Annotated in this window: 20 protein-coding genes, 1 tRNA gene and 1 pseudogene; 15 read left to right on the top strand and 7 right to left on the bottom strand. The window is 63.6% G+C overall.

Translation table 11 applies throughout. The features are described from left to right. Positions 1-4: 4 nt before the first annotated feature. Positions 5-1,054, bottom strand: coding sequence for an AbrB family transcriptional regulator (locus V4T21_RS16085; protein WP_332718708.1), 1,050 nt, complete (start codon positions 1,052-1,054; stop codon positions 5-7). A gap of 7 nt (positions 1,055-1,061) precedes the next feature. Next, positions 1,062-2,228 (bottom strand): M20 aminoacylase family protein, encoded by a 1,167-nt coding sequence (locus V4T21_RS16080; RefSeq protein WP_332718706.1) that lies wholly within the window; start codon positions 2,226-2,228, stop codon positions 1,062-1,064. 121 nt (positions 2,229-2,349) lie between these two features. On the opposite strand from V4T21_RS16080, the gene V4T21_RS16075 reads away from it, so the two are divergent. The 6 genes from V4T21_RS16075 (at position 2,350) to V4T21_RS16050 (ending at position 8,239) form a co-directional block, all read left to right on the top strand. Further along, positions 2,350-2,961 (top strand): class I SAM-dependent methyltransferase, encoded by a 612-nt coding sequence (locus V4T21_RS16075; protein WP_332718704.1) that lies wholly within the window; start codon positions 2,350-2,352, stop codon positions 2,959-2,961. A gap of 104 nt (positions 2,962-3,065) precedes the next feature. Then, positions 3,066-3,512 (top strand): DoxX family protein, encoded by a 447-nt coding sequence (locus V4T21_RS16070; protein WP_332718943.1) that lies wholly within the window; start codon positions 3,066-3,068, stop codon positions 3,510-3,512. Between the two features lie 261 nt (positions 3,513-3,773). Beyond that, positions 3,774-4,958: an amino acid aminotransferase gene (locus tag V4T21_RS16065; protein ID WP_332718702.1), complete on the top strand. Its 1,185-nt coding sequence runs from the start codon at positions 3,774-3,776 to the stop codon at positions 4,956-4,958. A gap of 82 nt (positions 4,959-5,040) precedes the next feature. Beyond that, positions 5,041-5,697: a fructose-6-phosphate aldolase gene (fsa, locus tag V4T21_RS16060; protein WP_332718699.1), complete on the top strand. Its 657-nt coding sequence runs from the start codon at positions 5,041-5,043 to the stop codon at positions 5,695-5,697. Next, on the top strand, positions 5,698-6,771 hold the full coding sequence (locus V4T21_RS16055; protein WP_332718697.1) for an Mrp/NBP35 family ATP-binding protein: 1,074 nt from the start codon (positions 5,698-5,700) through the stop codon (positions 6,769-6,771). It begins immediately after the preceding gene. A gap of 136 nt (positions 6,772-6,907) precedes the next feature. Next, complete coding sequence (locus V4T21_RS16050) at positions 6,908-8,239, top strand: GH1 family beta-glucosidase (protein ID WP_332718695.1); 1,332 nt, start codon at positions 6,908-6,910, stop codon at positions 8,237-8,239. 143 nt (positions 8,240-8,382) lie between these two features. On the opposite strand, the gene V4T21_RS16045 is transcribed toward V4T21_RS16050, so the two are convergent. After that, positions 8,383-10,632, bottom strand: a complete 2,250-nt coding sequence (locus V4T21_RS16045; RefSeq protein WP_332718693.1) for an LLM class flavin-dependent oxidoreductase — start codon at positions 10,630-10,632, stop codon at positions 8,383-8,385. Positions 10,633-10,723: 91 nt separating this feature from the next. On the opposite strand from V4T21_RS16045, the gene V4T21_RS16040 reads away from it, so the two are divergent. From V4T21_RS16040 to V4T21_RS16025, 4 genes are all read left to right on the top strand, one after another. Beyond that, positions 10,724-11,101 carry a winged helix-turn-helix transcriptional regulator gene (locus V4T21_RS16040; RefSeq protein WP_332718690.1) on the top strand — a complete coding sequence of 126 codons (378 nt, stop codon included), beginning with the start codon at positions 10,724-10,726 and terminating at the stop codon, positions 11,099-11,101. A 373-nt stretch (positions 11,102-11,474) separates the two neighbouring features. Continuing rightward, positions 11,475-12,845, top strand: coding sequence for an ABC transporter substrate-binding protein (locus tag V4T21_RS16035; RefSeq protein WP_332718688.1), 1,371 nt, complete (start codon positions 11,475-11,477; stop codon positions 12,843-12,845). 105 nt (positions 12,846-12,950) lie between these two features. Continuing rightward, positions 12,951-13,955, top strand: a complete 1,005-nt coding sequence (locus tag V4T21_RS16030) for a carbohydrate ABC transporter permease (RefSeq protein ID WP_332718940.1) — start codon at positions 12,951-12,953, stop codon at positions 13,953-13,955. Continuing rightward, entirely contained in the window at positions 13,955-15,160 is a 1,206-nt protein-coding gene (locus tag V4T21_RS16025; RefSeq protein ID WP_332718686.1) for a carbohydrate ABC transporter permease, read from the top strand. Before V4T21_RS16030 ends, V4T21_RS16025 begins: the two co-directional genes overlap by 1 nt. A 150-nt stretch (positions 15,161-15,310) precedes the next feature. Here the strand turns inward: V4T21_RS16025 and V4T21_RS16020 are convergent, their stop codons facing one another. After that, positions 15,311-16,399 (bottom strand): LacI family DNA-binding transcriptional regulator, encoded by a 1,089-nt coding sequence (locus tag V4T21_RS16020; RefSeq protein ID WP_332718684.1) that lies wholly within the window; start codon positions 16,397-16,399, stop codon positions 15,311-15,313. Between the two features lie 286 nt (positions 16,400-16,685). Between V4T21_RS16020 and bglA the strand changes: the two genes are divergently transcribed. Next, positions 16,686-18,368: a beta-galactosidase BglA gene (bglA, locus tag V4T21_RS16015; protein ID WP_332718681.1), complete on the top strand. Its 1,683-nt coding sequence runs from the start codon at positions 16,686-16,688 to the stop codon at positions 18,366-18,368. A 23-nt stretch (positions 18,369-18,391) separates the two neighbouring features. Beyond that, positions 18,392-19,477 (top strand): ABC transporter ATP-binding protein, encoded by a 1,086-nt coding sequence (locus V4T21_RS16010; protein WP_332718679.1) that lies wholly within the window; start codon positions 18,392-18,394, stop codon positions 19,475-19,477. A gap of 191 nt (positions 19,478-19,668) precedes the next feature. On the opposite strand, the gene V4T21_RS16005 is transcribed toward V4T21_RS16010, so the two are convergent. Then, positions 19,669-21,957, bottom strand: coding sequence for a sensor histidine kinase (locus V4T21_RS16005; RefSeq protein WP_332718677.1), 2,289 nt, complete (start codon positions 21,955-21,957; stop codon positions 19,669-19,671). A gap of 244 nt (positions 21,958-22,201) precedes the next feature. Here V4T21_RS16005 and V4T21_RS16000 point away from each other — a divergent pair. Together V4T21_RS16000 and V4T21_RS15995 are read left to right on the top strand one after the other, a co-directional pair. Next, positions 22,202-22,278 (top strand) — tRNA-His (locus tag V4T21_RS16000). A gap of 181 nt (positions 22,279-22,459) precedes the next feature. Beyond that, positions 22,460-22,648: pseudogene (locus V4T21_RS15995) on the top strand (helix-turn-helix domain-containing protein); the annotation flags it as partial. Between the two features lie 91 nt (positions 22,649-22,739). Here the strand turns inward: V4T21_RS15995 and V4T21_RS15990 are convergent. After that, complete coding sequence (locus V4T21_RS15990; RefSeq protein ID WP_332718675.1) at positions 22,740-24,233, bottom strand: SLC13 family permease; 1,494 nt, start codon at positions 24,231-24,233, stop codon at positions 22,740-22,742. Between the two features lie 104 nt (positions 24,234-24,337). After that, a complete protein-coding gene (locus tag V4T21_RS15985; RefSeq protein WP_332718673.1) occupies positions 24,338-24,952 on the bottom strand; it encodes a L,D-transpeptidase in 615 nt (204 codons plus the stop codon). 124 nt (positions 24,953-25,076) lie between these two features. Here V4T21_RS15985 and V4T21_RS15980 point away from each other — a divergent pair, with 124 nt between their 5' ends. Beyond that, positions 25,077-25,685, top strand: coding sequence for a DNA-3-methyladenine glycosylase I (locus tag V4T21_RS15980; protein ID WP_332718671.1), 609 nt, complete (start codon positions 25,077-25,079; stop codon positions 25,683-25,685). Positions 25,686-25,724: the final 39 nt, after the last annotated feature.

The following is a 25,724-nucleotide window of genomic DNA, read 5'->3' as shown; positions in this document are numbered from 1 at the left end:
CCTGTCACGACCGTGCCACCGCCGCACCCTTGGCCTCGTTCGCTTTGATCAGCATCACGACGAGCGGAATGGCAAAGGTGAGCATCAACAACCGCGCCACGTGATGGGCGGCGATGAACGCGGTATCGTAGCCGAGTGCGATGCCCAGCGAGCCCATCGATTCCAGCCCGCCCGGCGAAAGGCCCAGCCAGAGCTGGCCGATGGGCATCGAAACGAAAAAGCTCACGGCCACGGCAAAAATGGTGGTCACGGCAACGGTGATCGTGGTGGCGACCGTGCCGCCCCAGACCGCCTGCATGAATTCGCTTCGCGTGATCCCGGCAAAACGCGAACCGATCAAAGCCCCCATCCCGATGAAAGTCAGGTCGATCAGCAGCGGCGGCAGCGCTCCGGGAAAATTGCCGGTCAGCTTCATCACGGTGGCAAACAGCATCGAGCCCAGCACATAGGCCGCCGGCATCTTGAGGCGGCTGAACACCCACCCGGTCACCACGCACCCCGCCGCAACCATCGCCAGCGTGGTCAGCGCCATGGGCTCGCTGGCCGCTCCCGAATATTGCCCCACCGGCAGGAACAGCGCTCCGATCGGGGCAAAAAGCGTCAGCACCGCCACCCGCTGCACCTGGATTATGGTGATCTGGCGCGGATTGCCAATACCAGTGCTCGCCAGCGCAACGATAAAGGAAAGATGGCCGGGAAACGAACTCAGATACGCCGTCCCACTGTCGAATTTGAATATCAGGCGCAACACCATCCCGCACAGGAGGACGATCACCACCAGCTCGGCGGCCAGCGCCACCAGCGTAATCGGCCACTCCCCGATCAGGTTCAGCGTGTCGGGCGCAACGCTCGCCCCCATCGAAAGCCCGACGCAGACGAACAGCACGTCGCGCAGCCGCGTGGGCAGCGTCGCCGGCATGCCCAAAAGCGAGGCGACCATCACCGCCAGCGCCCCGCCCATCAGCATCCCGCCGGGCATGTCCAGCATATCGAGGGCAAGCGCGCCGATGGCGGCAATGCCCAGGGTGCAGATCGTGATGAGCGTCGTCTTCATCAAAAGCCTATTCCGCCGGCAATGCCCTTTCGGCCAACCGCACCCAATAGCTCACGCCATGGGGAATGGCCTCGTCGTTGAAATCATAGGTGTCGGTGTGCAAATCCGAGCTCTCGCCATTGCCGAGAAAGACATAGGCGCCCGGCCGGGCATTGAGCATATAGGCGAAATCCTCTCCGCCCATCGTCGGGTTCACGTCGGCATCCACCCGATCGGCCCCCGCCACCTCGCGCGCCACCTCGGCGGCAAATCCCGTCTGCTCGGCGGCGTTGGCCGTCACCGGATACCCCGGCAGCCAGTTGACCGTCGCCTTCGCGCCAAAGGCCAGCGCCAGTTGCGGAGCCAGCCGCTTGATGCCCGCTTCCATCTGGGCGCGGACGTCTTCGTCCAGCGTCCGCACAGTTCCGGTCAACCGCGCCGTGCGCGGAATGACGTTATAGGCCGTGCCCGCATTGACCGTCGTCACCGAGAGAACCGCCGAACGGATCGGGTCCACATTGCGCGACACCAGCGTTTGCAGGCCGGTGATGATGTGAGCGGCAACGATCACCGGATCGGTCGCAAGATGCGGCATCGCAGCGTGCCCGCCATGGCCTTCGATATCGATGGCGAACTGGTCGGTCCCCGCCATGATCCCGCCCACGCGCATGGCGAACTGGCCCAGCGCAATGCCCGGCATGTTGTGCATCCCGAACACTTCGGAAATCGAAAAGCGCTCCATCAGCCCGTCCTCGACCATGGCGCGCCCACCCCCGCCGCCTTCCTCCGCCGGCTGGAAGATGACGACCACGGTGCCGTCGAAATTGCGCGTCTCGGCCAGATGGCGTGCCGCGCCCAAGAGCATGGCGGTGTGCCCGTCATGCCCGCAGGCATGCATCTTGCCCTCATTGCCCGACGCATAGGGCACCCCGGTGCGCTCGGTGATCGGCAGCGCATCCATGTCGGCCCGCAGCCCGATCGCCTTGTCCGAGGCGCCCTTGCCCTTGATGACACCCACGACGCCCGTACGCCCCAGTCCGGTCACCACCTCGTCGACGCCGAACGCCCTGAGCTTGTCGGCCACGAAGGCCGCCGTCTGGTGCACGTCGTAAAGGATTTCCGGATTGGCATGCAGTTGCCGGCGCCACGCGGTGATCTCGGCGTGGAATTCGGCAACTCGGTTGAGAACGGGCATGAAAAAACCTGAAGGAGATGAGGATAGGCGCCAGTGTCCGACGCCAGGGAGGGGCCGTCAACGCCCCTTGTGCGTCGGGATGGTGGGGGCTATGGCTCGCAATACCTTTTCGGACCGCCCAATGCCAGAGCCCGAACGCCAAAACGAAAAACTCGAAATCGACTTCATCGGCGGCGCCGTCGGCTTCCGCCTGCGTTCGGGCGAGGGCAGGGGACAGCCGCTCGCCCGCGCCGTGGGCATGAAGGGCGGCGCGACTCCGACCATCGTCGATGCCACCGCCGGCATGGGCCGCGATGCCTTCTTTCTGGCGTCCCTGGGCGCCGAAGTGACGCTGGTCGAGCGCAGCGCAGAAGTTCACGCGGCTCTCGCCGATGCCATGGCTCGCGCCGGCGGCCACAGCGACGACCTCGCCGCCATCATCGCCCGCATGACGCTGATCCACGGCGAATCCCGCGCCCTGCTGCCCTCGCTGGCCCCCGAGGTCGTCCTCGTCGATCCCATGCATCCCGAGCGCACCAAATCGGCGTTGGTCAAAAAACAGATGCGCGATCTCCGCGACATCGTGGGCGCCGATCCGGACGCTCGCGAGCTGATGGATACCGCCCTCGCCAGCGCCACGCGCCGCGTCGTCCTCAAATGGCCCCTCCGCGCCGCCCCGATCGAGGGTCTGCGCAAACCCAGTCACCAGATCCTGGGCAAAACCACGCGCTATGACGTGTTCGTGACCGGCTAGGACCCGCCCTTTCCGTTTTATTACAGGAAATTCACTTGTATCTCCCGTGGTTTATGGCCTTCTCGAAACCATTCAACCACAGCGAGACACCGCTTATGACGACTTTGGAAAAAACAGCCGCCCAGCCTCGCCTGATCGTTCCCGGCCTCGACAGGATCTATGCGTTCGGCCAGCCCCTGTCCGAAACGCTGCTGCGCGTCCTTGCGGGCGTGGCGCTGGTCGTCTACGGCTTTCCCAAAATCACCGATCCCATGGGCATGGCGGGCATGCTCGATGGAATGGGCTTTGCGCCCGGCGTGTTCTGGTCGCCCCTCCTGGCCGCCACTGAATTCTTCGGCGGCATCCTGCTCATTCTGGGCCTGCTCACCCGCCCGGCCGCCTTCGCGACGATGATCGTTCTGGTCACCACCATCTATGCCCACTGGGTCCTGATGGATCAGGGCTGGCCGGGTGCCGAGCTCTCGATTCTCTGGTCGGCGATTCTGTTGTTCTTCGTCATGCGCGGCGGCAACCGCTTCTCCCTCGACGCGATGATCGGCCGCCAGTTCTAGAGCGTTTCCAGTAAAAGTGGATACCACTTTTGCTGTTCGGAAGCGCGACGAAACAAAGACGTAGAGCAATTGAGCGATTCGAAGAAAAGCGAAAATGCTCTAGAAAATTTTTCCCCCATTGGACGCGACGCCGCCGAGGGCTCCCTTCGGCGGCGTCGTCGCGTCGCAATATTGCTTTGGGGCGCCGCCCGCCCATTGCAAACCCGACTGTGCCCACTATAAAGGCGTCGCGCCTATTTCTTCCCAGTTTCGAGAGTGAGAATGTTCGAGACCCTTTCCAAGGCCCCGCAGGACAAGATCTTTGCACTGATGGCCGAGATTGCCGCCGACGACCGGCCCGGCAAGATCGACCTCGGCATCGGCGTCTATAAGGACGACGAGGGCAATACGCCCATCATGTCGGCGGTCAAAAAAGCCGAGGAACGCATTCTCTCGACCGCCAAAACCAAGACCTATATCGGGGTGGCCGGCAACAAGGGCTTCGCCAGCGCCATGGTCAAGCTCGCGCTCGGCGACACGGTTCCGACCGACCGCGTGCGCGCCGCGCAGGCCCCCGGCGGCACGGGTGCGCTCTGGGTGCTGCTCATGCTTTTGAAGCGCGCCAATCCAGACGCCACGATCTGGATTTCCGATCCCTCCTGGCCCAACCACAAGCCGATGGCCGAGCAGGCCGGCTTCAAGGTTGCGTCCTACCCCTATTTCGATCCCGAAACACGCGGCGTCCGCTTCGACGATATGCTCGCGGCCCTCGATGGCATGGGCAAGAACGATATCGTCCTGCTCCACGGCTGCTGCCACAATCCCACGGGCGCCAACCTCACCAACGAGCAGTGGGACAAGGTCGTCGCCTCCCTCAAGCGCACCGGCGCCTTCCCGCTGGTCGATATGGCCTATCAGGGCTTCGGCGACGGGCTCGAGGAAGACGCCTACGGCCTGCGCGCCGTGGCCCGCGAGATCGACGAGTTCGTCTGCGCCACGTCCTGCTCGAAAAATTTCGGCATCTACCGCGAGCGCGTCGGCTGCTCCATCGTCGTCGCCAGGGACCCGGCCGCCGCCGATGTCGCCAATTCGCAGATGCTCAACGTCGTGCGCGGCGCCTATTCCCAGCCGCCCGATCACGGCGCTGAAATCGTGCGAATCATCCTCGAGGATGACGAGTTGCGCGGCGAGTGGCAGGCCGAGCTCGAAGCCATGCGCAACCGCATGATTTCCAACCGTCAGGCCTTGGCCGACGCCATCCGTTCGCGCTCCAACAGTTCCGATTTCGACTTCGTTGCAGAGCATCGCGGAATGTTTTCGCTTCTTGGCCTGCCGGTCGAGACCGTCAACCATTTAAAAGCCGAAAACGCTGTCTATATGTTGGATGACAGCCGCATAAACATCGCCGGCTTGGCCGATGAGCGCATCCAGCGCCTGGCCGATGCCATCGTCGGTGCGACACGCTGACAAGATTGAGCGCGTTGCGGCAAACGCATTCCGTGATACACCGTGGGTCTTAGACCAAAGTATTATCCCGAAGGGGGAAACAATGAAGTTCTTCGTCGATACCGCAGACATCAATGAAATCCGCGAACTCCACGATGCGGGCCTGCTCGACGGCGTCACCACCAACCCTTCGCTGGTCGCCAAATCGGGCCGCGATTTCAAGGAAGTGGTCAAGGAAATCTGCGACCTGCTGCCGGGCCTGCCGGTTTCGGCCGAAGTGGCGGCGACCGATTATGAAGGCATGATGGCCGAAGCCGACGTGCTTGCCGCTATCGCCGACAACGTGGTCATCAAGGTGCCGCTGACGCTCGCCGGCCTCAAGGCCTGCAAGTCGCTCTCGGACCGTGGCGTCAAGACCAATGTCACCCTGTGCTTTTCGGCCAATCAGGCGCTGCTCGCCGCCAAGGTCGGCGCGACCTATATCTCGCCGTTCCTGGGCCGTCTGGACGACATCAACCTCGATGGCATGCAGCTCATCCAGGATATCCGGGTGATCTACGACAATTACGATTTCAACACCCAGATCCTGGCCGCTTCGATCCGCTCGCCCAACCACGTCTCCGATGCCGCTCTGGCCGGTTCCGACGTCGCGACGATCCCGCCGGCGGTCCTCAAGAAGCTTGCCGACCATCCCCTGACCGACAAGGGCCTCGCCGCTTTCGTCAAGGATTGGGAAGCGACCGGCCAGTCGATCATCTAAGTGAGCGAAGACGTCGCGAAAAAAATCCGTGACGCGCTGGGCACCATCGAGGTGCCCGGCGGCTCTTCTCTGGCTGAATTCCCCGGCCTTTCCGACATCATCGTCACCAAAAGCGCCGTCGCCTTCGCCATCTCGGTGACCCCGGGCATGGAAAAGGCCTTCGCGCCCGCGCGCACGGCCGCCGAAGAGGCGGCGATTGCCGTCGCCGAAGGTCGCAAGGTTATGGTTTCGGTCACCGGTGACAGGGCTCCCACCCAGGCCGCCCCGCAAACTCCGGGCAAGCGCCCCGGCCCGCCGCCCAAGACACCGGTCCCCGGCATCCGTCACATTGTCGCCGTGGGCTCGGGCAAGGGCGGCGTGGGCAAATCCACCTGCGCCGTCAACATCGCACTTGGGCTGGCCGGGCAGGGCCTCAAGGTGGGCATTCTCGATGCGGACCTCTACGGTCCCTCGCTCCCCAAGCTTTTGGGCCTCGAAGGCAAACCCGCCGTCCGTGACGACGGCATCTTCAAGCCGTTCGAGGTTTTTGGGCTCAAGGCCATGTCCATCGGCCCCATGCTGACGGGCAGCCAGGCCGTCGTCTGGCGTGGCCCCATGGCCACCTCCGCCTTGCGCCAGCTCCTGCGCGAAACCGCCTGGGGCGATCTCGACGTCCTCGTCGTCGACATGCCCCCCGGCACCGGCGATATCCAGATTTCCCTCGTTCAGCAGGTCGAACTGACCGGCGCGGTGATCGTTTCCACCCCGCAGGATCTGGCCTTGATCGACGCGCAAAAAGCCATCGACATGCTCGGGCGCACCAACGTCCCGGTGCTCGGCATCGTCGAAAACATGAGCTTTTTTATCGCCCCCGACACCGGCAATCGCTACGACATCTTCGGCCATGGCGGTGCCCGCCAGGCCGCCGCCGATCTCGACATCCCCTTCCTGGGCGAAATTCCGCTGGTCATGTCCATTCGCGAAGGGGCCGACGCCGGCCGCCCCGCCGTCATCGCCGCCCCCAACGGCCCCGAGGCGCAAGCCTTCATCGCCGTCGCGCGCCAGCTCGCAGAAGCGATTTCCCTTCGCAGCTAGAATGACAAGCTGGAATCGGGGCAGCCTATGTCCTCTTCCAGCGTCGACATTCGCCCACCCTCGTGACAAATCCGCCGAACGCTGCTAATCATAATGTAACCGATTACAAAAATGCATTCCGGGCGGAGATCATCCCATGTTCAGCCACAAGCGGGCCGATTTCGGCACCGATTTCCTCTTCGGCACGGCAACCGCCTCCTATCAGATCGAGGGTGGGCAAACCGACGGTCGCGGCTCGTCCATCTGGGATACGTTTTCGGCCACCGCCGGCAACGTCCATAATGGCGAGACGGGAAAGATCGCCTGCGATCATTACAATCGCTGGCCTCAAGATCTCGACCTCCTCGCCGATGGCGGCTTCGATGCCTACCGCTTCTCCTTCGCCTGGCCGCGCCTCATCCCCGATGGGGTAGGGGCGGTCAACCCGAAGGGTATCGATTTCTACGATCGCCTGATTGACGGCATGCTCGAACGCGGCCTCAAACCCTTCGCCACCCTCTACCATTGGGATTTGCCCAGCGCGCTGCAGGACAAGGGCGGCTGGCTCAACCGCGACATCGCCAATTGGTTCGCCGATTACGCGACCCTGGTCCACACCCATTTCGGCGACCGCCTCGCCGCCACAGCCACCATAAACGAGCCCTGGTGCGTCGCCTTCCTTTCCCACATGCTCGGCATCCACGCCCCCGGCTATCGTGACATCCGCGCCGCCGCCCGCGCCTCCCATCACGTGCTGTTCGCCCACGGCACGGCCATCCAGGCCATGCGCGCCCAGGGCGGCAAGAACCTCGGCATCGTCTGCAATTTCGAAATCGCCCAGGGCGCGACCGGCAAGCCCGAGGACATGGGCGCCGCCCGCCTCTGGGATGGCATCTTCAACCGCTGGTATCTCGACGGCCTGTTCAAGGGCAAATACCCCGCCGACGTCCTCGCCCATTTCAACCCGCACATGCCCGACGAGTACGCCGACGACATGGACGTGGTTTCAACCCCCATCGATTGGCTGGGCGTCAACTACTATTCGCGCAGCCTCTGGGCCCACGACGCCGAACGCGGCGCGTTCCCGTTGCGTAAGGTCGATGGCCCGCTCGAAAAGACCGAAATGGGCTGGGAAATCTTCCCCGAGGGCCTCGAGGAAATTTTGACCCGCATCTCCGCGGACTACACCGACCTGCCGCTCTACGTCACCGAAAACGGCATGGCCGAAGTCGAAGGCACCGACGATCCCCGCCGCGTCGCCTACTACGATTCCCATCTGGGCTCGGTTCTCGCCGCCCAAAAGCGCGGCGCCGACGTGCGCGGCTATTTCGGCTGGTCTTTGCTCGACAATTACGAATGGGCCGAAGGCTACGACAAGCGCTTCGGCCTGGTTCACGTCGACTACAAAACCCAAAAGCGCACCCCCAAATCCTCCTACCGCGCCTTCCAGACCCTCCTCACCGGCGACAACCGCTCACGGGTAGCCTAGCCACCTCTCAGCGCAGTCCTGCCGAAACGCTGCCCGGGCTACCCTTCTCCCTTGAGGGAGAAGGTGGGCTTTCGCTTTTTAAGCGAAAGGTCGGATGAGGGGTGCGCTGAGTCCACCAAAAGCACCGTCCCCTCATGTGCCTCTCACCCCACCTCCCGCAACGCCTCCTCCGGCGGAATCGGAAAGTTCTGGTTGAACACATTGTCCGGATCGTAACGCCGCTTCAGCGCCCGCAACCGCGACAACGCCGGCTCGGGAAACGCCTCGCCCAGCCGGTCGACATGCGTATCGGTCTCGAAGTTGAGATACATCCCCCTGAGCAATGGCCGCAATTCACCCCACAGCGCATCGAGCACGCCCGCGCTGCCGCGACTGCCCGCCGCGATCAGTGAAAAATTCTGCGTCCGATGCGGATAGGCCATCGCGTCCGCCGCCACATCGTTGACCGCCCCGCCCACCGAACGCACCTGCAACAGATTGGCCGCGCCCGACGACAACAGCGCGCTCGTCTTTCCAGCAAGCTCGGGGGTGAAATGCTCCACCAGCCCCGACCGGATCACCGCGCTGCCGCCCCGGTGTTCGCCACCCTTCTGGGCGACGATAGCGGGGTAGGGCACCATATAGGCCCGCTGGTCGAGGATCGGCCCGGCCTCGGAAATCGCATTGATCGCCTCGGCCGCAGCCTCGACATCCTCGCCGGCATAAACCGTGATCGCCTGCGCAATGGGTGGCTGGTCGTCGCGCCGCCCCACGGCCACCAGAAAGCTCGTGACCTCGCGCGGCGCGGCCTCCACCAGCCCGCCCCAGCGCTCCAGAACGCCCGCCATGTCCGATCCGTCGAACACCTGGATCGCCTGCACCACATTGCCCAGCCGATAGGCTTCGAGCTCGAACGCGGTGACGATCCCGAAATTGCCGCCCGCCCCGCGAATGGCCCAGAACAGGTCGGGTTCGTTCTCCGCGTCGGCGCGCACGATCCGTCCATCCGCGAGCACGATTTCCGCCGCCACCACATGGTCGATGGTCAGCCCAAACTTGCGCGCCAGATAGCCCAGCCCGCCCGCCGTCGCCAGCCCACCGACACCCACGCCACCATAATCGCCCGAACTCATCGCCAGCCCGTGCTCGCCCAGAACCGAAGCGACCTCGCTCCAGCGCGCGCCCGGTCCCAGCCGCACCAGCCCGCGCTCGGCGTCGAGCACCTCGATCCCGTTCATCGCCCCCAGATCGATGACGATGCCATCCCGATTGGTCGAGCGCCCGCTGATCCCGTGCCCGCCACTCCGGACCGATAGAGGCACGTCTTGCGCGCGGGCATAAAGCACCGCCTCGGACACTTCCCCCGCGCTCTGCGGCTTGATCACCAGCCCCGGACGCCCCGACCAGATATAGGAATGGCGCACCCCGTCATAGCGGAAATCCCCCGGCTCTATCGCCCGGTCGGCGAGGGCAGGGGGTAGGCCGTCGTAGTCGATCCTCTCGACCCGCTTGGACAGCGCAACGCTCGATTTCGGCGCCAGCGTCCCGGCCTGCGACCGCGCCTTGCTCACCGCCACCCGCACACCCGGCGCAATCTCCTCGCCGAGCACGCCGATCACCTCGGGATCGTCGCCGCCGAAAAAGAACCCCGAAAACCCGTGCTCGAGCACCAGCCCGGTCAACTGCTCGATCCATTCCTCCGGCGTCTCGCCGGAAAGCCGCATGATGTTGAGCAGACGCCTTATGTCGCCCGGCTGCCGCCCCGCCGCGATTGCCGCCGCGTCGATAGCCGCGTTTGATTCCGCAATGGTCGGCGATTTGATGTATTCGAGCGAGGGCAGCCACCCATCCGCCTTGGCCCCGGTCAAGGCCAGCATCCGTGGCTTATACGCCCCGAGCCATATCCCGATCTCATGCGCCGGCTTGGGCCCGCGTCTCAGCCCGGCGATCTTGTAGTGCTCACCTTCGTGTTTCAGTCCCGCGCGGCTTGTGTCCCACACCCCGCGCATCACCTCTATCGCCTCTTCGAGCGCATCGACGCGCTGGCCGGGCGTGAGGTCCGGCCCACCCGCCGCCTTGATCGCGTCGCCGAACCCGCCCGCGCCCAGTCCCATCTCGAACCGTCCGCCCGAGAGCAGGTCGATGCTCGCGGCCGCCTTGGCCAGCACCACCGGCGGGCGCAGCGGCAGATTGCTGACATTGGCCGCCACCTTGATGCGGCTGGTCTTCGCCGCGATCCAGGTCAGCAGCGTATAGGTGTCGAGAAAATCGGAATTGTATGGATGGTCCTGGATCGTGACCGCATCCAGCCCCGCCGCTTCGGCGGCCTGCGCAATGGTCACCGCAAGCTGGGGGTCCTTGGCCGATGGCGTCGTGAAGGTGCCGAACATCAGCTCGTGTCCATAGTCAGGCATCGTTCGTACCTCTTGTTACTATTTGTTCCTGCAGTATATGAAGGTGACCACAAAACCACGCAAGACGGCACCTCGGTGTTAGGTAAGGCACATGCATGTAACGGCCCCCGCACAAACCCATCCCACGGCGGAATGCCTCAAGATCAGCCAGGTCCTGGCCCGCATCGGCGACAAATGGAGCCTGCTCATCGTCACCCGCCTGGGTGAGGGCCCGCGCCGCTTCGGCGAGTTGCTGCGGTCTATCGACGATATCTCCCAGCGCATGCTTACCCGCACTCTGCGCGGGCTGGAGCGTGACGGGCTGGTCCGGCGCACCGTCGTGCCCGCATTGCCCCCGCGCGTCGAATATGAGCTGACCGATCTTGGCCGCTCGCTCCAGGGCCCGGTCACCGTCCTCAGCCAGTGGGCGGCCGAAAACCTCTCGGCCATCGACGCCGCCCGCGCCAGCTATGATGGCGAGCCCGCGTAGGTTGAACGACGGTCGGCGGTTTCAGTCGGTGCCACCCCACCACCATGTCACCCCAGGATTTATTCCCGGGGTCCAGCAACAGCATCTCCAAAAGCAATGGCTATATCGTTCGCCAGGCCCCGCGCCGGCTGCGATCGGGAACGGGGTTGAACCTCAAGCATTTAGTGCCCGGCGATGCCGCCTCTCGCCGCTCGCAACCGCGTTACACCGCTTGGCAATTCAGCCACTTTATGTAACCCTCTTTTCTGCCGCACGTCAGAGCCCGCTTCCTCAACTGGGCCGGCAAAAACGTTTTGGTTGCCAAAACGTTTTGGAGTGTCGTATGCGGCAGCTTGACGCAGCTAAGCGTCGCCATGTGCAATGGGAGGACTACATGCACAAAACCCTTTTGGCCGGAGTGTCCACTCTGGCTCTTTGTCTTGTCGCGACGTCCGGCTTCGCCCAGGATATCGTCCGCGGCGAAGGCGATTTCACTTGGGATTCGCTTGATGCATTCGAGGCCGAATATGCCGGTTCGCTCGATGGCCAGCAGCTCACCTTCTGGACCCCCTGGCGCGACGATCCGGGTGACGCTTCCCAATGGCGCGCGGTGGTATCCTTCTTCGAGGAAGCCACGGGCGTAACCGCCCAGCTCGGTTCATCCCCCAACTATGAAGAGCAGGCGCGCATCGATATCGCCGCCGGCTCCCCCGCCAACATCACCATCCTGCCCCAGCCCGGCCTTCTGGCCGATTTCGCGGCCCAGGGCGCCTTGGCCGATCTGGGCGAGGAAACCACCACTTGGGTCAACGAGAACTACGCCGCCGGCGAATCCTGGTCGGCTCTTGGCCAGTTCGAAGGCGAGGACGGCGCCGTCGCCCAATATGCCTTCCCCTTCAAGCAGGAAGTCAAATCCCTGATCTGGTACTCGCCCGACAATTTCTCCGAAATGGGCTATGAAGTGCCCGAGACCATGGAGCAGCTTCTCGAGCTTCAGGAACAGATCAAGGCCGATGGCGGCGTGCCCTGGTGCGTCGGTCTGGAATCGGGCGGTGCCACCGGCTGGCCGGCCACCGACTGGATCGAAGACCTGATGCTGCGCACCCAGACCCCGGAAGATTATGACGCCTGGGTCTCCAACGAGCTGCCCTTCAACGACCCCAAGGTCGTCGAGGCCATCGAAATCTTCGGCTCCATCGTCAAGGACGATGCCAACGTCGCCGGCGGCACCGCTGCCGTTGCCACCACGGCGTTCGGTGACAGCCCGCTGGGCCTGTTCACCATTCCGCCCCAGTGCTATCTGCACAAGCAGGCGTCCTTCATCGCCTCCTTTTTCCCCGAGGGCTCCGAAGCGGGCACCGATTTCGACTTCTTCTATATGCCTCCCTATGAGGCTCAGGCCGATCTCGGCCGCCCGGTCCTGGGTTCGGGAACGCTGGTGTCGATTACGTCCGATTCCGACGCGGCCCGCGCCTTCCTCGAATACCTCAAGACCCCGATCGCTCATGAGATTTGGATGGCACAGGACAATTCGAGCTTCCTGACCGCCCATACTGGCGCCAATGTCGATGTCTATTCTTCCGACGCACTGCGCGCCCAGGGCGAAATCCTGCTCGAAGCCACCACTTTCCGCTTCGATGGGTCCGACATGATGCCCGGCGCCATCGGCGCAGGCGCGTTCTGGACCGGCATGGTCGATTTCGTGAACGGCGCCTCGGCGCAGGAAGCGGCCGATCAGATCCAGGCTGCTTGGGACAACCTCTAATCCATAGGGTTGCGGGGCACCCGCTCCGCAACCCATCCAGCTTGCACTAAAAAGAACAATCGGGTCCGCTGAGCCGGACCATGGGGGAGCAGAGGTGGGGGGATGATAACACAGGTCCTGAATGCCGTTCTGGCGGTTCTGGTCGCGCTTATTGCCGCCGGGGCCTATTTCTGGGGCAGCAACTGGCTGCTCGACAGGTTTCTCAAGGCCGATGCGGCAGGCGAGGCCTCGGTCCGGCAGGACCGCCTGCGCACGTCCATCCGCCCCTGGCTGTTCCTCGCCCCGGCGCTGCTGTTCCTCTCCCTCTATCTCGTCTATCCGGTTTTCGAGACCATCAGGCTGAGCCTTTTCAACGCCAATGGCTCCCGGTTCGTGGGGTTCGCCAATTATATCTGGGCGATAAACGACGCCAATTTCCGTCAGTCGCTGCTCAACAATTTCCTCTGGCTGCTGATTGTCCCCGCGCTCGCGACGGCGTTCGGGCTGGTCATCGCCGTTCTGGCCGATCGTATCTGGTGGGGCAACATCGCCAAATCGCTGATCTTCATGCCCATGGCGATCTCATTCGTCGGCGCCTCGGTCATCTGGCGCTTCGTTTACGCCTATCGCGGCCCCGACCAGGCCCAGATCGGCGTCCTAAACGCGTTGGTCACCGGCATGGGCTTTCCACCCCAGAACTGGATGACCATCATCCCATGGAATTCGTTCCTGCTGATGATCATCCTCGTATGGATTCAGACCGGCTTTGCCATGGTCATCCTCTCTGCCGCCCTGCGCGGCATCCCCGAGGAAACCATCGAAGCGGCGCGCATTGACGGTGCCAACGAGGTGCAGATTTTCTTCACCATCATGATCCCCCAGATCACCGGCACGCTGATCGTGGTGTGGACCACCATCACCATCACCGTGCTCAAGGTTTTCGATATCGTTTTCGCCATGACCGGCGGTCAGTTCCAGACCGAGGTTCTGGCCAATCTCATGTATTCGTGGATGTTCCGCTCGGGCGATTTCGGCCGGGGATCGACCATTGCCGTGGTCATCCTCATCGCCGTCCTGCCGATCATGATCTGGAACGTGCGCAACGCCAACCGCGAGCAGGGGACACGCTGATGAGCACCACCACAACTGCCCCCGCCGCGACCGTGTCCACCGACCAGCCCCGGTCCTCGTTCCTATCGCGCATCAAGCTCGGCCGCCTCATCGCCAACATCGCGCTCCTGCTGATCGTCGCGCTCTGGACCTTCCCCACTGCCGGCCTGCTCATCTCTTCGGTGCGCGATGCCAACCAGCTCGCGCTTTCGGGCTGGTGGACGGCGCTGACCACCACCGATTCCGCCGGCGCCTCGCGTCTTGGCGCGGCCGAGGATCAGGTGGAAGAGGGGGGGCAGTTCGTCATCACCGGCGATATCCTCGACGATGCGTCCAATCTCACCGTCTCCGCCGTCGGCATCACCAGCCGCGAACCGGCCGCCTTTGGCATCGATGAGCCCATCGAAATGCGCCAGGGCGGCGAGCTGGTGGTCGATGAAACCGGCGCCTACCGCTGGACTTCTGCAACCCCGTTCGAGCACGACAGCGGCCCGCGCATCTACTACACCGCCAGCGAGCCACCGCGCTTCACGCTCGACAATTACTGGTCGGTCCTCAACGCCAACGGCATCGGCCAATCCTTCCTCAATTCGTTGACCGTCGCCATCCCGGCCACCATCGTCCCCATCCTCATCGCCGCCTTTGCCGCCTACGCGCTGGCATGGATGAGTTTCCCGGGCCGGGGCATCCTCGTCGCCATCATCGTGGGCCTTCTTGTCGTCCCGCTGCAGATGTCGCTCATCCCGATCCTGCGGTTCTACAACGGCGTCGCCGATATCTTCGGGGGCGAGGCCAAGGGCTATCTCGGCGTCTGGCTGGCCCACACCGCCTTCGGCCTGCCGCTCGCCATTTTCCTGTTGCGCAATTACATGGTCGGCCTGCCGCGCGAGATCATGGAAAGCGCGCGCATGGATGGCGCCAGCCATTTCCAGATTTTCACCACGATGGTTCTGCCCCTGAGCTTCCCCGCGCTCGCCTCGTTCGCGATCTTCCAGTTCCTCTGGGTCTGGAACGATCTGCTGGTTGCCCTGATCTTCCTGGGCTCGCAAAACACCGAGCTCGTCCTCACCGGCCGCCTCATCAACTTGCTCGGCACGCGCGGCAACAATTGGGAACTCCTGACCGCCGGCGCCTTCATCTCGATGATCGTGCCGCTGATCGTCTTCTTCTCCCTCCAACGCTACTTCGTCCGTGGCCTCTTGGCCGGTTCGGTCAAGGGCGGGTGATGGGAAGAGCTGTAGCGTCTGCGTTTCTACTGCAAAGCTGCCACAAGCTACCCTTCTCCCCTTGAGGGAGAAGGTGGGCTTTCGCGAAAGCGAAAGGTCGGATGAGGGGTGCGCCGAGCTTCACCGGGCGACCAAGCCCGAATTCTCCCCTCAAACCACCTCCACAGTCCCCACAATCACCTCTCCATCCACCCCATCCCCAAGATCGAACACCGACGGAATCAACGTCCCCGTCATCGTCTTGCGCTCGCACTGCCCGATCACTTCCGCCACCAGCGCCCGCCCCGCCGCCCGCAGGGAAGACCGCACATAGGTGATCTGCCCCTCCATCGGCGCGAGGTTGAGATATTGCAGCTCGTCATTCATCGAGGCGATCATCACGTCGCGCCCCGGCGTCCGCCCCGCCCGCGTCACCGCGCTCACCCCCTCGGCCGCCATCAGGATCGAGGAATAGAGAAACGCCGTTATCGAAGCATCGGCCAGCGCCAGTTCGGTCAACTGAAACCCCGCCTCGACCATCGGATGCGTGCCTTCGAGATAGGTCACCGTCTCCGGCGGCAATCCCAGATCCCTCAACGCATCCTCGACCGCCTGCCGCCGCGTCGTCGCATAGAGAAACCGCTCGTCGCCATTGATGAAGGCGAACCGCTGGTGCCCATTGGCCACGATCAGCTTGGTGAGATTGTAGAAATTCCCGTAATTGTCGACGTCCACCCAGCCATAGTCCGCGCTGCGCTCCTCGCGCCCATGAACGACGAACGGCACGCCCGCCTCGAGCAGAAAGCTGATGCGCGGATCGTTGGGCCGGGGCAGGTCGACGATGAACCCGTCAACACTTCCGTCCCGCACATAGCGCTCATAGGCCGCCAACTGACGCTCGGGCGTCTCGCTGGTCATGACTATGTCGTATTGGTCCATGCGCGCCTCGCGCAGCACCCCCGCCATCACTTCCACGAAATGAGGATCGACGAATTTGTTGTCGTCGTCCGATTGCACCCAGGCGATTGAATGGGACCGCTGCGTCACAAGCCGCTGGGCATTGCGGTTGGGCGTGTAACCGAGCCGCCGCGCCGCATCCACGATCTTTTCGCGCGTCTTTTCCCCCACATCGGCATAGCCGTTGAGCGCGCGCGAAATCGTGGTGATCGAAACCTCGAGTTCGGCCGCCAGATCCTTGATCGTCACGTTCTTGCCGGGGGTGCCGCCCCGCTTGCGCGAGCGGCCGGTGGGGGTGGTCATCGTCTGGTTTTCGGGCTCCTCTAACCCTTGCCCTATCGCCTTGATAATGGTTTTGGCGCAATCGGCATTCCCTCATGCACAACATTGCGCGCCCCGGCGCAAGTCCCGATTGACGGCTGCCGGGTGCCCGGCATAAAGACTCCACGCCAAAACGTTTTGGAAACAAATCATAAGGCATAATCCGGAGACGGTCCGCCCAATGAGGCCGGGCTCCGCCAGGGTCTTGATCACCGAACGTCACACGGTCACATCCGGACGTTCGCCGCTTAGGGGAGTTCGCTCGGCGATGAGTTATTTTGCGCCCGAGTCCAGGCAATACGCCCATCCTGATGACATTTCGCCCGCCGCCCGCGATTGGTGGCGCGGCGCGGTGATCTACCAGATCTATCCGCGCTCCTTTCAGGATCACAACAATGATGGCGTGGGCGATCTGGTGGGCATCACCTCGCGCCTCGATTACGTCGCCGATCTGGGCGTCGATGCCATCTGGCTGTCGCCGGTCTTTACCTCCCCCATGAAGGATTTCGGCTACGACGTCTCCAACTATCGCGACATCGATCCAACCTTCGGTACGCTGGAAGATTTCGACCGCCTCGTCGAAAAGGCCCACGCGCTGGGCCTCAAGGTCATCGTCGATCAGGTGATCTCCCACTCCTCGGACCGTCACCCCTGGTTTGCCGAAAGCCGCCTGTCGCGCACCAATGACAAGGCCGATTGGTATGTCTGGGCCGATCCCAAGCCCGATGGCAGCCCGCCCAACAACTGGCTCTCGATCTTCGGCGGCTCGGCCTGGCATTGGGACGGGCGGCGCATGCAGTATTACCTGCACAATTTCCTTACCTCCCAGCCCGATCTGAACTTCCACAACCCCGCGGTGCAGGAGGCGCTTCTGGGCGAAATGCGCTACTGGCTGGAGCGCGGCGTCGATGGCTTCCGCCTCGATACTGTGAACTTCTACTTCCACTCCCAGACGCTTCACTCCAACCCGCCCGTGCGCCCCGAGGACTACAGCGCCTCGACCGCCCCGGCGGTCAATCCCTACAATCTGCAAGAACACCTCTACGACAAGAGTCAGCCCGAAAACATCGAGTTCCTCAAGCGCCTGCGCGCGCTGCTCGATGAATATCCGGGCACGACGACCGTGGGGGAAATCGGCGACGCCCAGCACCAGCTCGAAGTCATGGCCCAGTACACCTCGGGCAATGACAAGCTGCACATGTGCTACACCTTCGATTACCTGGGCGGCGAATACACCGCCCGCCACTTCGCCGAATCCCTCAAGGCCACCCGCGAAAAGGCCCCCGAAGGCTGGATCTGCCTCGCCTTTTCCAATCATGACGTGGTGCGCCACGTCTCGCGCTGGTCCCCGCACGGCCATGAAGGGCGCCTCACCAATCAGGCCGCCCTCCTGCTTTTGACAATGCGCGGCTCGGTCTGCATCTATCAGGGCGAGGAACTGGGTCTGGGCGAGGCCGAAATCGCCTATGACGATCTCGTCGATCCCTACGGCATCGAATTCTGGCCCGAATTCAAGGGTCGCGACGGCTGCCGCACGCCGATGGTCTGGCACGCCCATGTGCGCAATGGCGGCTTTTCCGCCGCCGATCGTACCTGGCTGCCCGTACCCGCCCAGCATCTGCCCTACGCCGTCGACCAGCAGGACAACGTCGCCAATTCCACGCTCTCCTTCTACCGGTCCGTCCTGCGGTTCCGGAAGGATCACCCCGAACTGATCAAGGGCGATCTCGAAGTGGTCGAAGGCACGCCCGAGGGCGTACTGGCCTTCACCCGTTCGCTGGATGGGCAAACCCTGTTCTGCGTCTTTAACATGTCCGCCGAGCCGGTCGATTACGACCTGCCTGCCGGCCTCGCGCCCACCGACGCCGGCGCCCCCGGTGCCGATGCGCAGCTCGTCGGCAATCGGTTGAGTTTCAGCCCGTTCGGGGCCTATATTGGACGCATAAACTAAAGCAAAACGAAGGGGAGGGGACGATGTCCGACTTGAAGATTTCAAATCTCTACAAGCGTTACGGCCATGTCGAGGTGTTGAAAGACATCAATCTCGACATCAAGTCGGGCGAATTCATTGTCTTCGTCGGCCCCTCGGGCTGCGGCAAGTCCACCCTGTTGCGCACCATCTCGGGTCTCGAAACCATCACGTCGGGCCAGCTCGAAATCGGCGGCCGCGTCGTCAACGACGTGGCGCCGTCCAAGCGCGGCATCGCCATGGTGTTTCAGTCCTATGCGCTCTACCCGCATATGACCGTCTTCGACAACATGGCCTATTCCTTAAAGCTCACCCGCACCCCCAAGGATGAGGTCCGCCAGAAGGTCGAAGCCGCCGCCGACATGCTCCAGCTCCGCCCCTACCTCGACCGCCTTCCCAAGGCGCTCTCGGGCGGGCAGCGCCAGCGCGTCGCCATTGGGCGCGCCATCGTGCGCAACCCCCAGGTGTTCCTGTTCGACGAGCCGCTGTCCAACCTCGACGCCGCCCTGCGCGTCGCCACCCGCATGGAAATCGCCAAGCTCAAGGAATCGCTCCCCGACACCACCATGGTCTATGTCACCCACGACCAGGTCGAAGCCATGACGCTGGCCGACCGCATCGTGGTATTGAAAGACGGCAAGGTCATGCAGGTCGGCACGCCCATGGAGCTTTACGACCACCCCCAATCGCTGTTCGTCGCCGGCTTCATCGGCAGCCCCAAGATGAATTTCCTCCACGGCAAATACGCCGACATCTACAAGGCCACCACCGTCGGCGTCCGCCCCGAGCACATGGAAATCGTCCCCAACGGCGGCGGCGACTGGACGGGCAAGGTGATCTATTCCGAAGATTTGGGGTCCGACAGCTACATCTACGTCGATATCGGCGAGGAAGAACCGGTGATCATCCGCCAGGACGGCAAGACCCCCTACCGTTCGGGCGACACCGTCTCCTTCCGCCCCAAGGAAAACCTTTTCCACCTCTTCGACCAATCCGGCGCCCCCCTCACCACCCCAGCCGCCGAACCCGTCACACCCGCCAAACCAAAAACCCCCACCGCCCACAAAGCCCCCGCCACGCCCGAGGTCTGAATTCTTTTTGCCAGGGGAGAAGGGGGCCGATGCAACGCTGATGTTTCCCCCGTAGTCCGCCCCACGCTTCCCTTCTCGCCTGCCATGAGAGCGGCGCCTGCCCCCGCGAAGGCGGGGGCTCGAATGGCGGGCCGGCGAAGCCGGGGCGGATGAGGGGTGCGCCGAACTTCAACAATCACCCGTGCCTGAATTTAACGCACCACCAAACTCGCCGGAATCGTCAACGTCATCAACGTCCCGCTCTCGCTCACCGGATAAAGGCTCAGCGAGCACGCATTGACCGCCACCAGCGATCGCGTCAGCGTCAGCCCAATGCTCGATTGGCTCGGCTTGCGCTGCGATCCATCCGCCGCCACCCCATCGCGGAACACCACGAACCGCTCGGCCAACGCCCCCGGCGCCTTGGCGGCATCGCGCACATGGATCGAAACCGACCCATCCTCCTCGGCCTGCCCCGACAACACCACCCGGCTGCCTTCGCCCGCTTCGCTGATCGCGCTCGCCAGCATATTGAGCACGGCCTGTTTCAGCGTCGCCGCATCCACCCGCGCCATCGGCAGCCGCTCGCTGATCGCGCTGCGCAACAGCACGCGCTCCTTGCTCGCCTGCCCGCGCACGCGCACCAGGCACTCGGCCAGAAGCGTCCCGATATCCACATCGGCGGGCGAAACCGCCATTTCGCCTTCCGCAAGCCGCACATAATCGTCCAGCTCGTCGGCCAGATCGCCGATTTCCCCACTCGCCGAGCGGATATCGCGCGCATATTCGAGGTAGCGCGGATTGGCCAACGGCCCAAAAGCCTCCGAAGCGATCAACTCGGAAAACCCGGCGATGGTATTGAGAGGCCGCCGCAGCCCGCGCGTGATCCGCCCCAGCGCGGCCGCCGGCAACGCGCCCTTGCCGGGCACGGCTGCCGCCTGAACGCCCCCGGCGCTCAACAGCCCGAAATAGCCCGAAACGATCCCCGCGCGCCCTTCGGCAAACAGCGTCAGCGTCTGCCCAGTCCGCGTGCCCTTGAGCGCGATGGCCGGCCGCACGCCGCCGGCATAGCGCGCCGGCAGGGCCAGGAAATTGCGCAGCGCCGATTGTTCGGCCTGCGCCACCAGCACGCCCAGCGGCGCCCCTTCGGCCACACTGGTCCGGTCCGGCGCGCCCGCCGCAAACGAGGTCAAGATTCCCGCCCGGTCGGCGGTGACGAAATCGAAACCGGCCACCTTGGACCAAAGCTGGGCGAACTGGCTTACCTCGGCCTCGCGCAACGGCTCGATCTCGCTCGCCCGCGCCGAAAGCATGAAGCCCGGTCGCCCCTGCCATGTCACGGCATTGAGCCGCGCATTAACCGCCACCTTCGCCCCGTCCTGGCGCAGCAGATGGCTCACCGGTCCTGCCGGCTCACCCGAATCGATAGTGGGAAAAATCGCCGACAGCCCAAGCCCGCGCAGCGTCGTCGCGTTCTCATACCCTGTCAGATCGACAAGCGCCCGGTTGGCGAACAAAATGTCCTGGTCGCGGAAGATCAATATACCGATCGGCAACCGGTTGAGCACCAGCGCTTCTTCCGAAAGCGGCACCAGCGCCCCGCCCGGACCTTTTGCCCGCTGGGGCAGGGGGGTAGGCTCGGTCTCCTCGCGCCCCACCCGGTCGGTGAGAATGCGCGAAAGCTCCTCGAAATTATAGCGCGTCGCCCGGTCGACGGGGGCGGGATCGCCCTCGATCTCCCCGCTCGTCTCCGCTTCGGAAGCTGGCTCCTCATATTCGGCCTGTGCAACCGTCAGCCCGCGCCCGCTCACCTGCCACAGGCCCACTCGCCGGGGCGCTTGCTCGTCATTGCCATCGGCGGCAAAGGCGGCCTCTTCCTGCGCGACGGGATCGTCATTCCCCCAGTCGGACTGTCCCTTGCCATTGCCCGCCTCGACTTCTTCGTCATAGGCGATCGAGGCGAAATCGCGCGCCGGCACGGGCGAGGGCAGGGGCTCGTCGTCCCCGGCATCGAGCGGATCGAACAGATGCTCGTGCTCGGCGAGCTTGTCGACAAGCGCCGCCAGCCCCTCGCGCTTCGGAGCCTCTTCCAAAGCCTCCACGGCCTCTGCTACCGGCTCAGGCGCGGGCTTGAAAATATCGTCGGCGATCGGGTCCACCCCCACCACCAGCAGATACAGCTTTTCATCGGCCAGCCGCATCGGCGTGCAGCGGCAGGTCGCCGAAATCGGCTTGTGGCCAGCCAGAAAATGCATCCGCGACAGCGTCGGTTGCCCGATCAGCCCCAGCCGCAATATCCGCGAAATCTGGCCCTTGACGGGAACGGCGGGCGCAGCCGGCCTTATCTCCCCATGCTTGATCTTCGCGCCGAACAGTCCCGCGGCCCGGTTGGTCCAGACCGGTTCGGGCCCATCGGCGGGCCACAACCATGCGGGCCGCGAATCGTCTTCGAGCCGCGCTACGGTCTGAGCTTGTTCTGCACTGGTCCAGTCGAGCGTCATGTCCTGTCCGTCTGGTTCAACCTGGGCGCCGGCCGCCCAATGGTTGACGAAACCTTAAATATAGGGACTCCTCGGCCCGGTCCACGCCTTGCGCCGTCAAAGCCGCCGAATGGTTAAGACGGGGCCCCGCAAAAAACATTTCCCCATCGATAAACCGCACTTGTCTTTGCTTTCATCTCGACCTATGGTCCGCCGCGTTTCGGGGCGACGCTGCCACAAGCGTCCTTGAACCCCCAGCACCCATGCCGTCGTAGCTCAGTTGGTTAGAGCGCTAGATTGTGGATCTAGAGGTCCCCCGTTCGATCCGGGGCGACGGTACCACCTCCCTTTCCCCAATATGCCCCCATCGCCCTACCGGGCGATAAACGGCCTATGGCCCATTGGCGCGCCCGTCTTCGCCCCATTAAGGCTTTGTTAACCCTATCGGTAAACTATTCGTGAGTGTGAGTAGGGTTTGGGGGCTCAGAAAGGACGTGCTGTGTACGACTTTGCTCCAAACGCCGAACTGGCCGAGGCTCTTGTGGGCCTGCCGGTCTCCGAGGTGGAACGGGATTTGATTCTCGCAACACTGCGGCAGACCCATGGCAACCGCACCCACGCCGCCGATATCCTGGGGATTTCGGTTCGGACCATTCGGAACAAGCTCAAGGACTATGCCGATCTGGGTTTCGAAATCCCCCATTCGGCTTGACCGTTAAACCGGGGCGAAACAACTGACCCCGGAACGATGCAATGATGGCTCTGGCCCGGCGACGCATGTCGCCGGACCAATTTCGTGGGGTTTAGCGTGCCTGGCTCGCCCAGTCCGGCAATTCGCCGGGCGTGACGCCCATCAGGGCGATCATCAGGCCATAGGCCAGCGTGCTGATCGCCACCAATGACAGGATGTTGAGCCACAGGCCCTGCCGCGCCATCTGCGGAATGGTCACATGGCCCGATGCGAAAACCAGCGCATTGGGCGGGGTGGCCACCGGCAGCATGAACGCCATCGACGAGGCCAGCGCGGCCGGCACGGTCAGCAGCAGCGGGTTCTCGCCCAGGCTCACCGCCAGCGCGGCCAGCAGCGGGATAAAGGCCGCGGCCGTCGCCGTGTTGGAGGTGAATTCGGTCAGCGCCAGAATCACCAGCGCCACGACGACCACCACCGCGATCAGCGGCAGTGCGCTGACGGAGGACCCGAGCATATCGCCGATCCAAACATCCAGGCCCGTTGCGGTCACCGCGGCGGCAAGGCTCAAGCCGCCGCCAAACAGGATCAGCACGTCCCAGGGCAGCTTGCGCGCATCGTGCCATTCGAGCAATGCACCGCCCCGCCGGTCGCCCGAAGGGGCAACGAACAGCACCAGCCCGGCCATCAGAGCGATCGACGTATCGGTCAGCCCGGGAACAAAGTCGTCCAGCACCGTGCGGAACATCCACGCCAGCGCGGTGAGCACGAACACGATTCCGACCCGGATTTCAGCCTGGGTCCACGGCCCGATTTCGGCAAGCTGGGCGCGGAACAGCTCCTCAGCGCCCTCCAGCTTTCCCTTATCGAGGCGGATCGAGAATCGGGTCAGCACCAGCCAGGTGCCGATCAGCATCACGACGGCCACCGGCACGCCGACGATCATCCACTGCGCAAATCCCAGATCGTAGCCATAGCTCTGGTTGAGCGCGCCGGCCAGCAGCGCATTGGGCGGCGTGCCGATCAGCGTGGCAACGCCACCGATCGAGGCCGCATAGGCAATCGAAAGCATCAGGGCGAGCGGGAATTTGGACGATCCGCCGCGCTCCTTGATCAGCTCGGCAACCGAAAGCGCCACCGGCAGCATCATCACCGCCGTGGCGGTGTTGGAAACCCACATCGAACAGAACGCAGTGGCGATCATGAACCCGCCAACGATCTGGCGCTGCCCCGATCCGGTGCGCAGCACGATGTTGAGCGCAACGCGCCGGTGCAGGCCCGAGCGTTCCATGGCAAGCGCCAGCAGAAAACCGCCCATGAACAGGAAAATGATCGGGTCGCCATAGGGCGCCGTGGCGGCCCCTTGCGATGTGGCGCCCAGAATGGGCATGGCCGCAACGGGAATCAGCGCCGTGGCGGGAATGGGTATCGCCTCGGTGATCCACCAGATGATCATCAGGGCGGCGATGGCCACCACCCGCCATCCTTCGATCGAAAGGCCTTCGGGGGCCGGCAGGATCAGCAGGCCAATAAAAACGACCAACCCAATGCCGATGGGAATCGGCCGCAGGGGAAAGCGGTCGCTGACTTTGGAGTCCGTCTGGGTCATGAATAAAAAGTCTCGTCAGCTAAAAGGGAGCGCGCCTCCCTGCGCGATAGCTGACGATCGCGTCAATGCCTTGACGAATTTTTGCTCTTCTGAAGTGTATCCACCTAAACCACGATAACCTTGGCCCCCACCGGCACCCGCTCGTAGAGATCGATCACGTCCTGATTGGTCATCCTGATGCACCCCGAAGAGACCGATCGCCCGATGGTCCAGGACTCGTTGGTCCCGTGAATGCGGTAAAGCGTCGAGCCCAGATAGAGCGCCCGCGCGCCCATCGGGTTGTTCGGTCCGCCCTCCATGAACCGGGGCAGTCCGGGCTGGCGCGCATGCATTTCGGCGGGCGGCGTCCAGCTCGGCCATTCGGCCTTGCGCGTCACCCGATGCGTGCCGCTCCATTCGAAACCGGTCCGCGCCACCCCGATTCCATAGCGCATCGCCTTGCCGTCCGGCAGCACCAGAAACAAAAAGTGCTGCCGCGTATCGATAACGATAGTGCCGGCCCCCTCACTGGTGCGATAATCCACCACCTGCCGCAAAAAGCCCGGATGGCTCACATAGTCGGTCTGATATTCCAGCATGTGCTCGGGCGTATCGGGGGTCAGCACCATGCCCGGCGGCGGCCCGAACATGGCGTCGAGATAACCGCGATAGCCCGATTGCGCGTGTGCCGGAACGGCCAGCACGAAAACGGCCAGAAAACTCAAGACTATGCGGATCATCGACGCCTCTCATCGATAGATTGGAGCGATATTCTTGACCCCCAGCCGCAAAGATTGCGTCAAATGGGATGGTTAAAACTTGCCCGACCGCTATGGTTACCCAGTTCTTCGAAAAGCCGATTCCATGACCCAAGCCGAACCCATCCGTTGCCCTTGGCCGGGCAGTGACCCGCTCTACCAGCGCTATCACGATACCGAATGGGGCTTCCCCGTCACCAGCGACACGCGCCTTTTCGAAAAGCTCTGCCTCGAGGGTTTCCAGTCGGGCCTCTCCTGGCTCACCATCCTGCGCAAACGCGAAAACTTCCGTGCCGCCTTCGCCGGTTTCGATATCGATAAGGTGGCTGCCTTCGGCGAGCCCGATATCGACCGGCTCCTGGCCGATGCCGGCATCGTGCGCCATCGCGGCAAGATCGTCTCGACCATCAACAACGCCCGCCACGCCCAGGCCTTGCGCGTCGAGTTCGGTTCCCTCGCCACCTATTTCTGGCGTTTCGAGCCCCAGCCCGACGAGCGCCCCGCCGATTTTTCATGGGATACGTTGCGCGCCATCGCCACATCGCCCGCCTCGATCCGGCTCTCCAAGGACCTCAAGAAACGCGGCTTTTCCTTCGTCGGCCCCACCACCTGCTATGCCTTCATGCAGGCCATGGGCATGGTCAACGACCACATGGACGGCTGCCACTGCCGCGAACCCATCCAGGCCCAGCGCGCCGTTTTCGTGCGCCCTTAACCGACCACGCTCCCTTCCCCCTCTCCCCTCAGTAGAGAG

It is taken from the genome of Pelagibacterium mangrovi, assembly GCF_036662815.1.
Lineage (GTDB): Bacteria > Pseudomonadota > Alphaproteobacteria > Rhizobiales > Devosiaceae > Pelagibacterium > Pelagibacterium mangrovi.
Note: the sequence above shows the minus strand (reverse complement) of the source record. Positions and strands in the feature narration are given on the sequence as shown.

Excerpts from the sequence above, each read along its gene's own strand:
- V4T21_RS16085 (WP_332718708.1), bottom strand. The coding sequence starts at position 1,054 with ATGAAGACGACGCTCATCACGATCTGCACCCTGGGCATTGCCGCCATC.
- fsa (WP_332718699.1), top strand. The coding sequence starts at position 5,041 with ATGAAGTTCTTCGTCGATACCGCAGACATCAATGAAATCCGCGAACTC.
- V4T21_RS16065 (WP_332718702.1), top strand. The coding sequence starts at position 3,774 with ATGTTCGAGACCCTTTCCAAGGCCCCGCAGGACAAGATCTTTGCACTG.
- V4T21_RS15985 (WP_332718673.1), bottom strand. The coding sequence starts at position 24,952 with ATGATCCGCATAGTCTTGAGTTTTCTGGCCGTTTTCGTGCTGGCCGTT.
- V4T21_RS16005 (WP_332718677.1), bottom strand. The coding sequence starts at position 21,957 with ATGACGCTCGACTGGACCAGTGCAGAACAAGCTCAGACCGTAGCGCGG.
- V4T21_RS16020 (WP_332718684.1), bottom strand. The coding sequence starts at position 16,399 with ATGACCACCCCCACCGGCCGCTCGCGCAAGCGGGGCGGCACCCCCGGC.
- V4T21_RS16040 (WP_332718690.1), top strand. The coding sequence starts at position 10,724 with ATGCATGTAACGGCCCCCGCACAAACCCATCCCACGGCGGAATGCCTC.
- V4T21_RS15980 (WP_332718671.1), top strand. The coding sequence starts at position 25,077 with ATGACCCAAGCCGAACCCATCCGTTGCCCTTGGCCGGGCAGTGACCCG.
- V4T21_RS16075 (WP_332718704.1), top strand. The coding sequence starts at position 2,350 with ATGCCAGAGCCCGAACGCCAAAACGAAAAACTCGAAATCGACTTCATC.
- V4T21_RS16045 (WP_332718693.1), bottom strand. The coding sequence starts at position 10,632 with ATGCCTGACTATGGACACGAGCTGATGTTCGGCACCTTCACGACGCCA.
- V4T21_RS16035 (WP_332718688.1), top strand. The coding sequence starts at position 11,475 with ATGCACAAAACCCTTTTGGCCGGAGTGTCCACTCTGGCTCTTTGTCTT.
- V4T21_RS16010 (WP_332718679.1), top strand. The coding sequence starts at position 18,392 with ATGTCCGACTTGAAGATTTCAAATCTCTACAAGCGTTACGGCCATGTC.
- bglA (WP_332718681.1), top strand. The coding sequence starts at position 16,686 with ATGAGTTATTTTGCGCCCGAGTCCAGGCAATACGCCCATCCTGATGAC.
- V4T21_RS16050 (WP_332718695.1), top strand. The coding sequence starts at position 6,908 with ATGTTCAGCCACAAGCGGGCCGATTTCGGCACCGATTTCCTCTTCGGC.
- V4T21_RS16080 (WP_332718706.1), bottom strand. The coding sequence starts at position 2,228 with ATGCCCGTTCTCAACCGAGTTGCCGAATTCCACGCCGAGATCACCGCG.
- V4T21_RS16025 (WP_332718686.1), top strand. The coding sequence starts at position 13,955 with ATGAGCACCACCACAACTGCCCCCGCCGCGACCGTGTCCACCGACCAG.
- V4T21_RS15990 (WP_332718675.1), bottom strand. The coding sequence starts at position 24,233 with ATGACCCAGACGGACTCCAAAGTCAGCGACCGCTTTCCCCTGCGGCCG.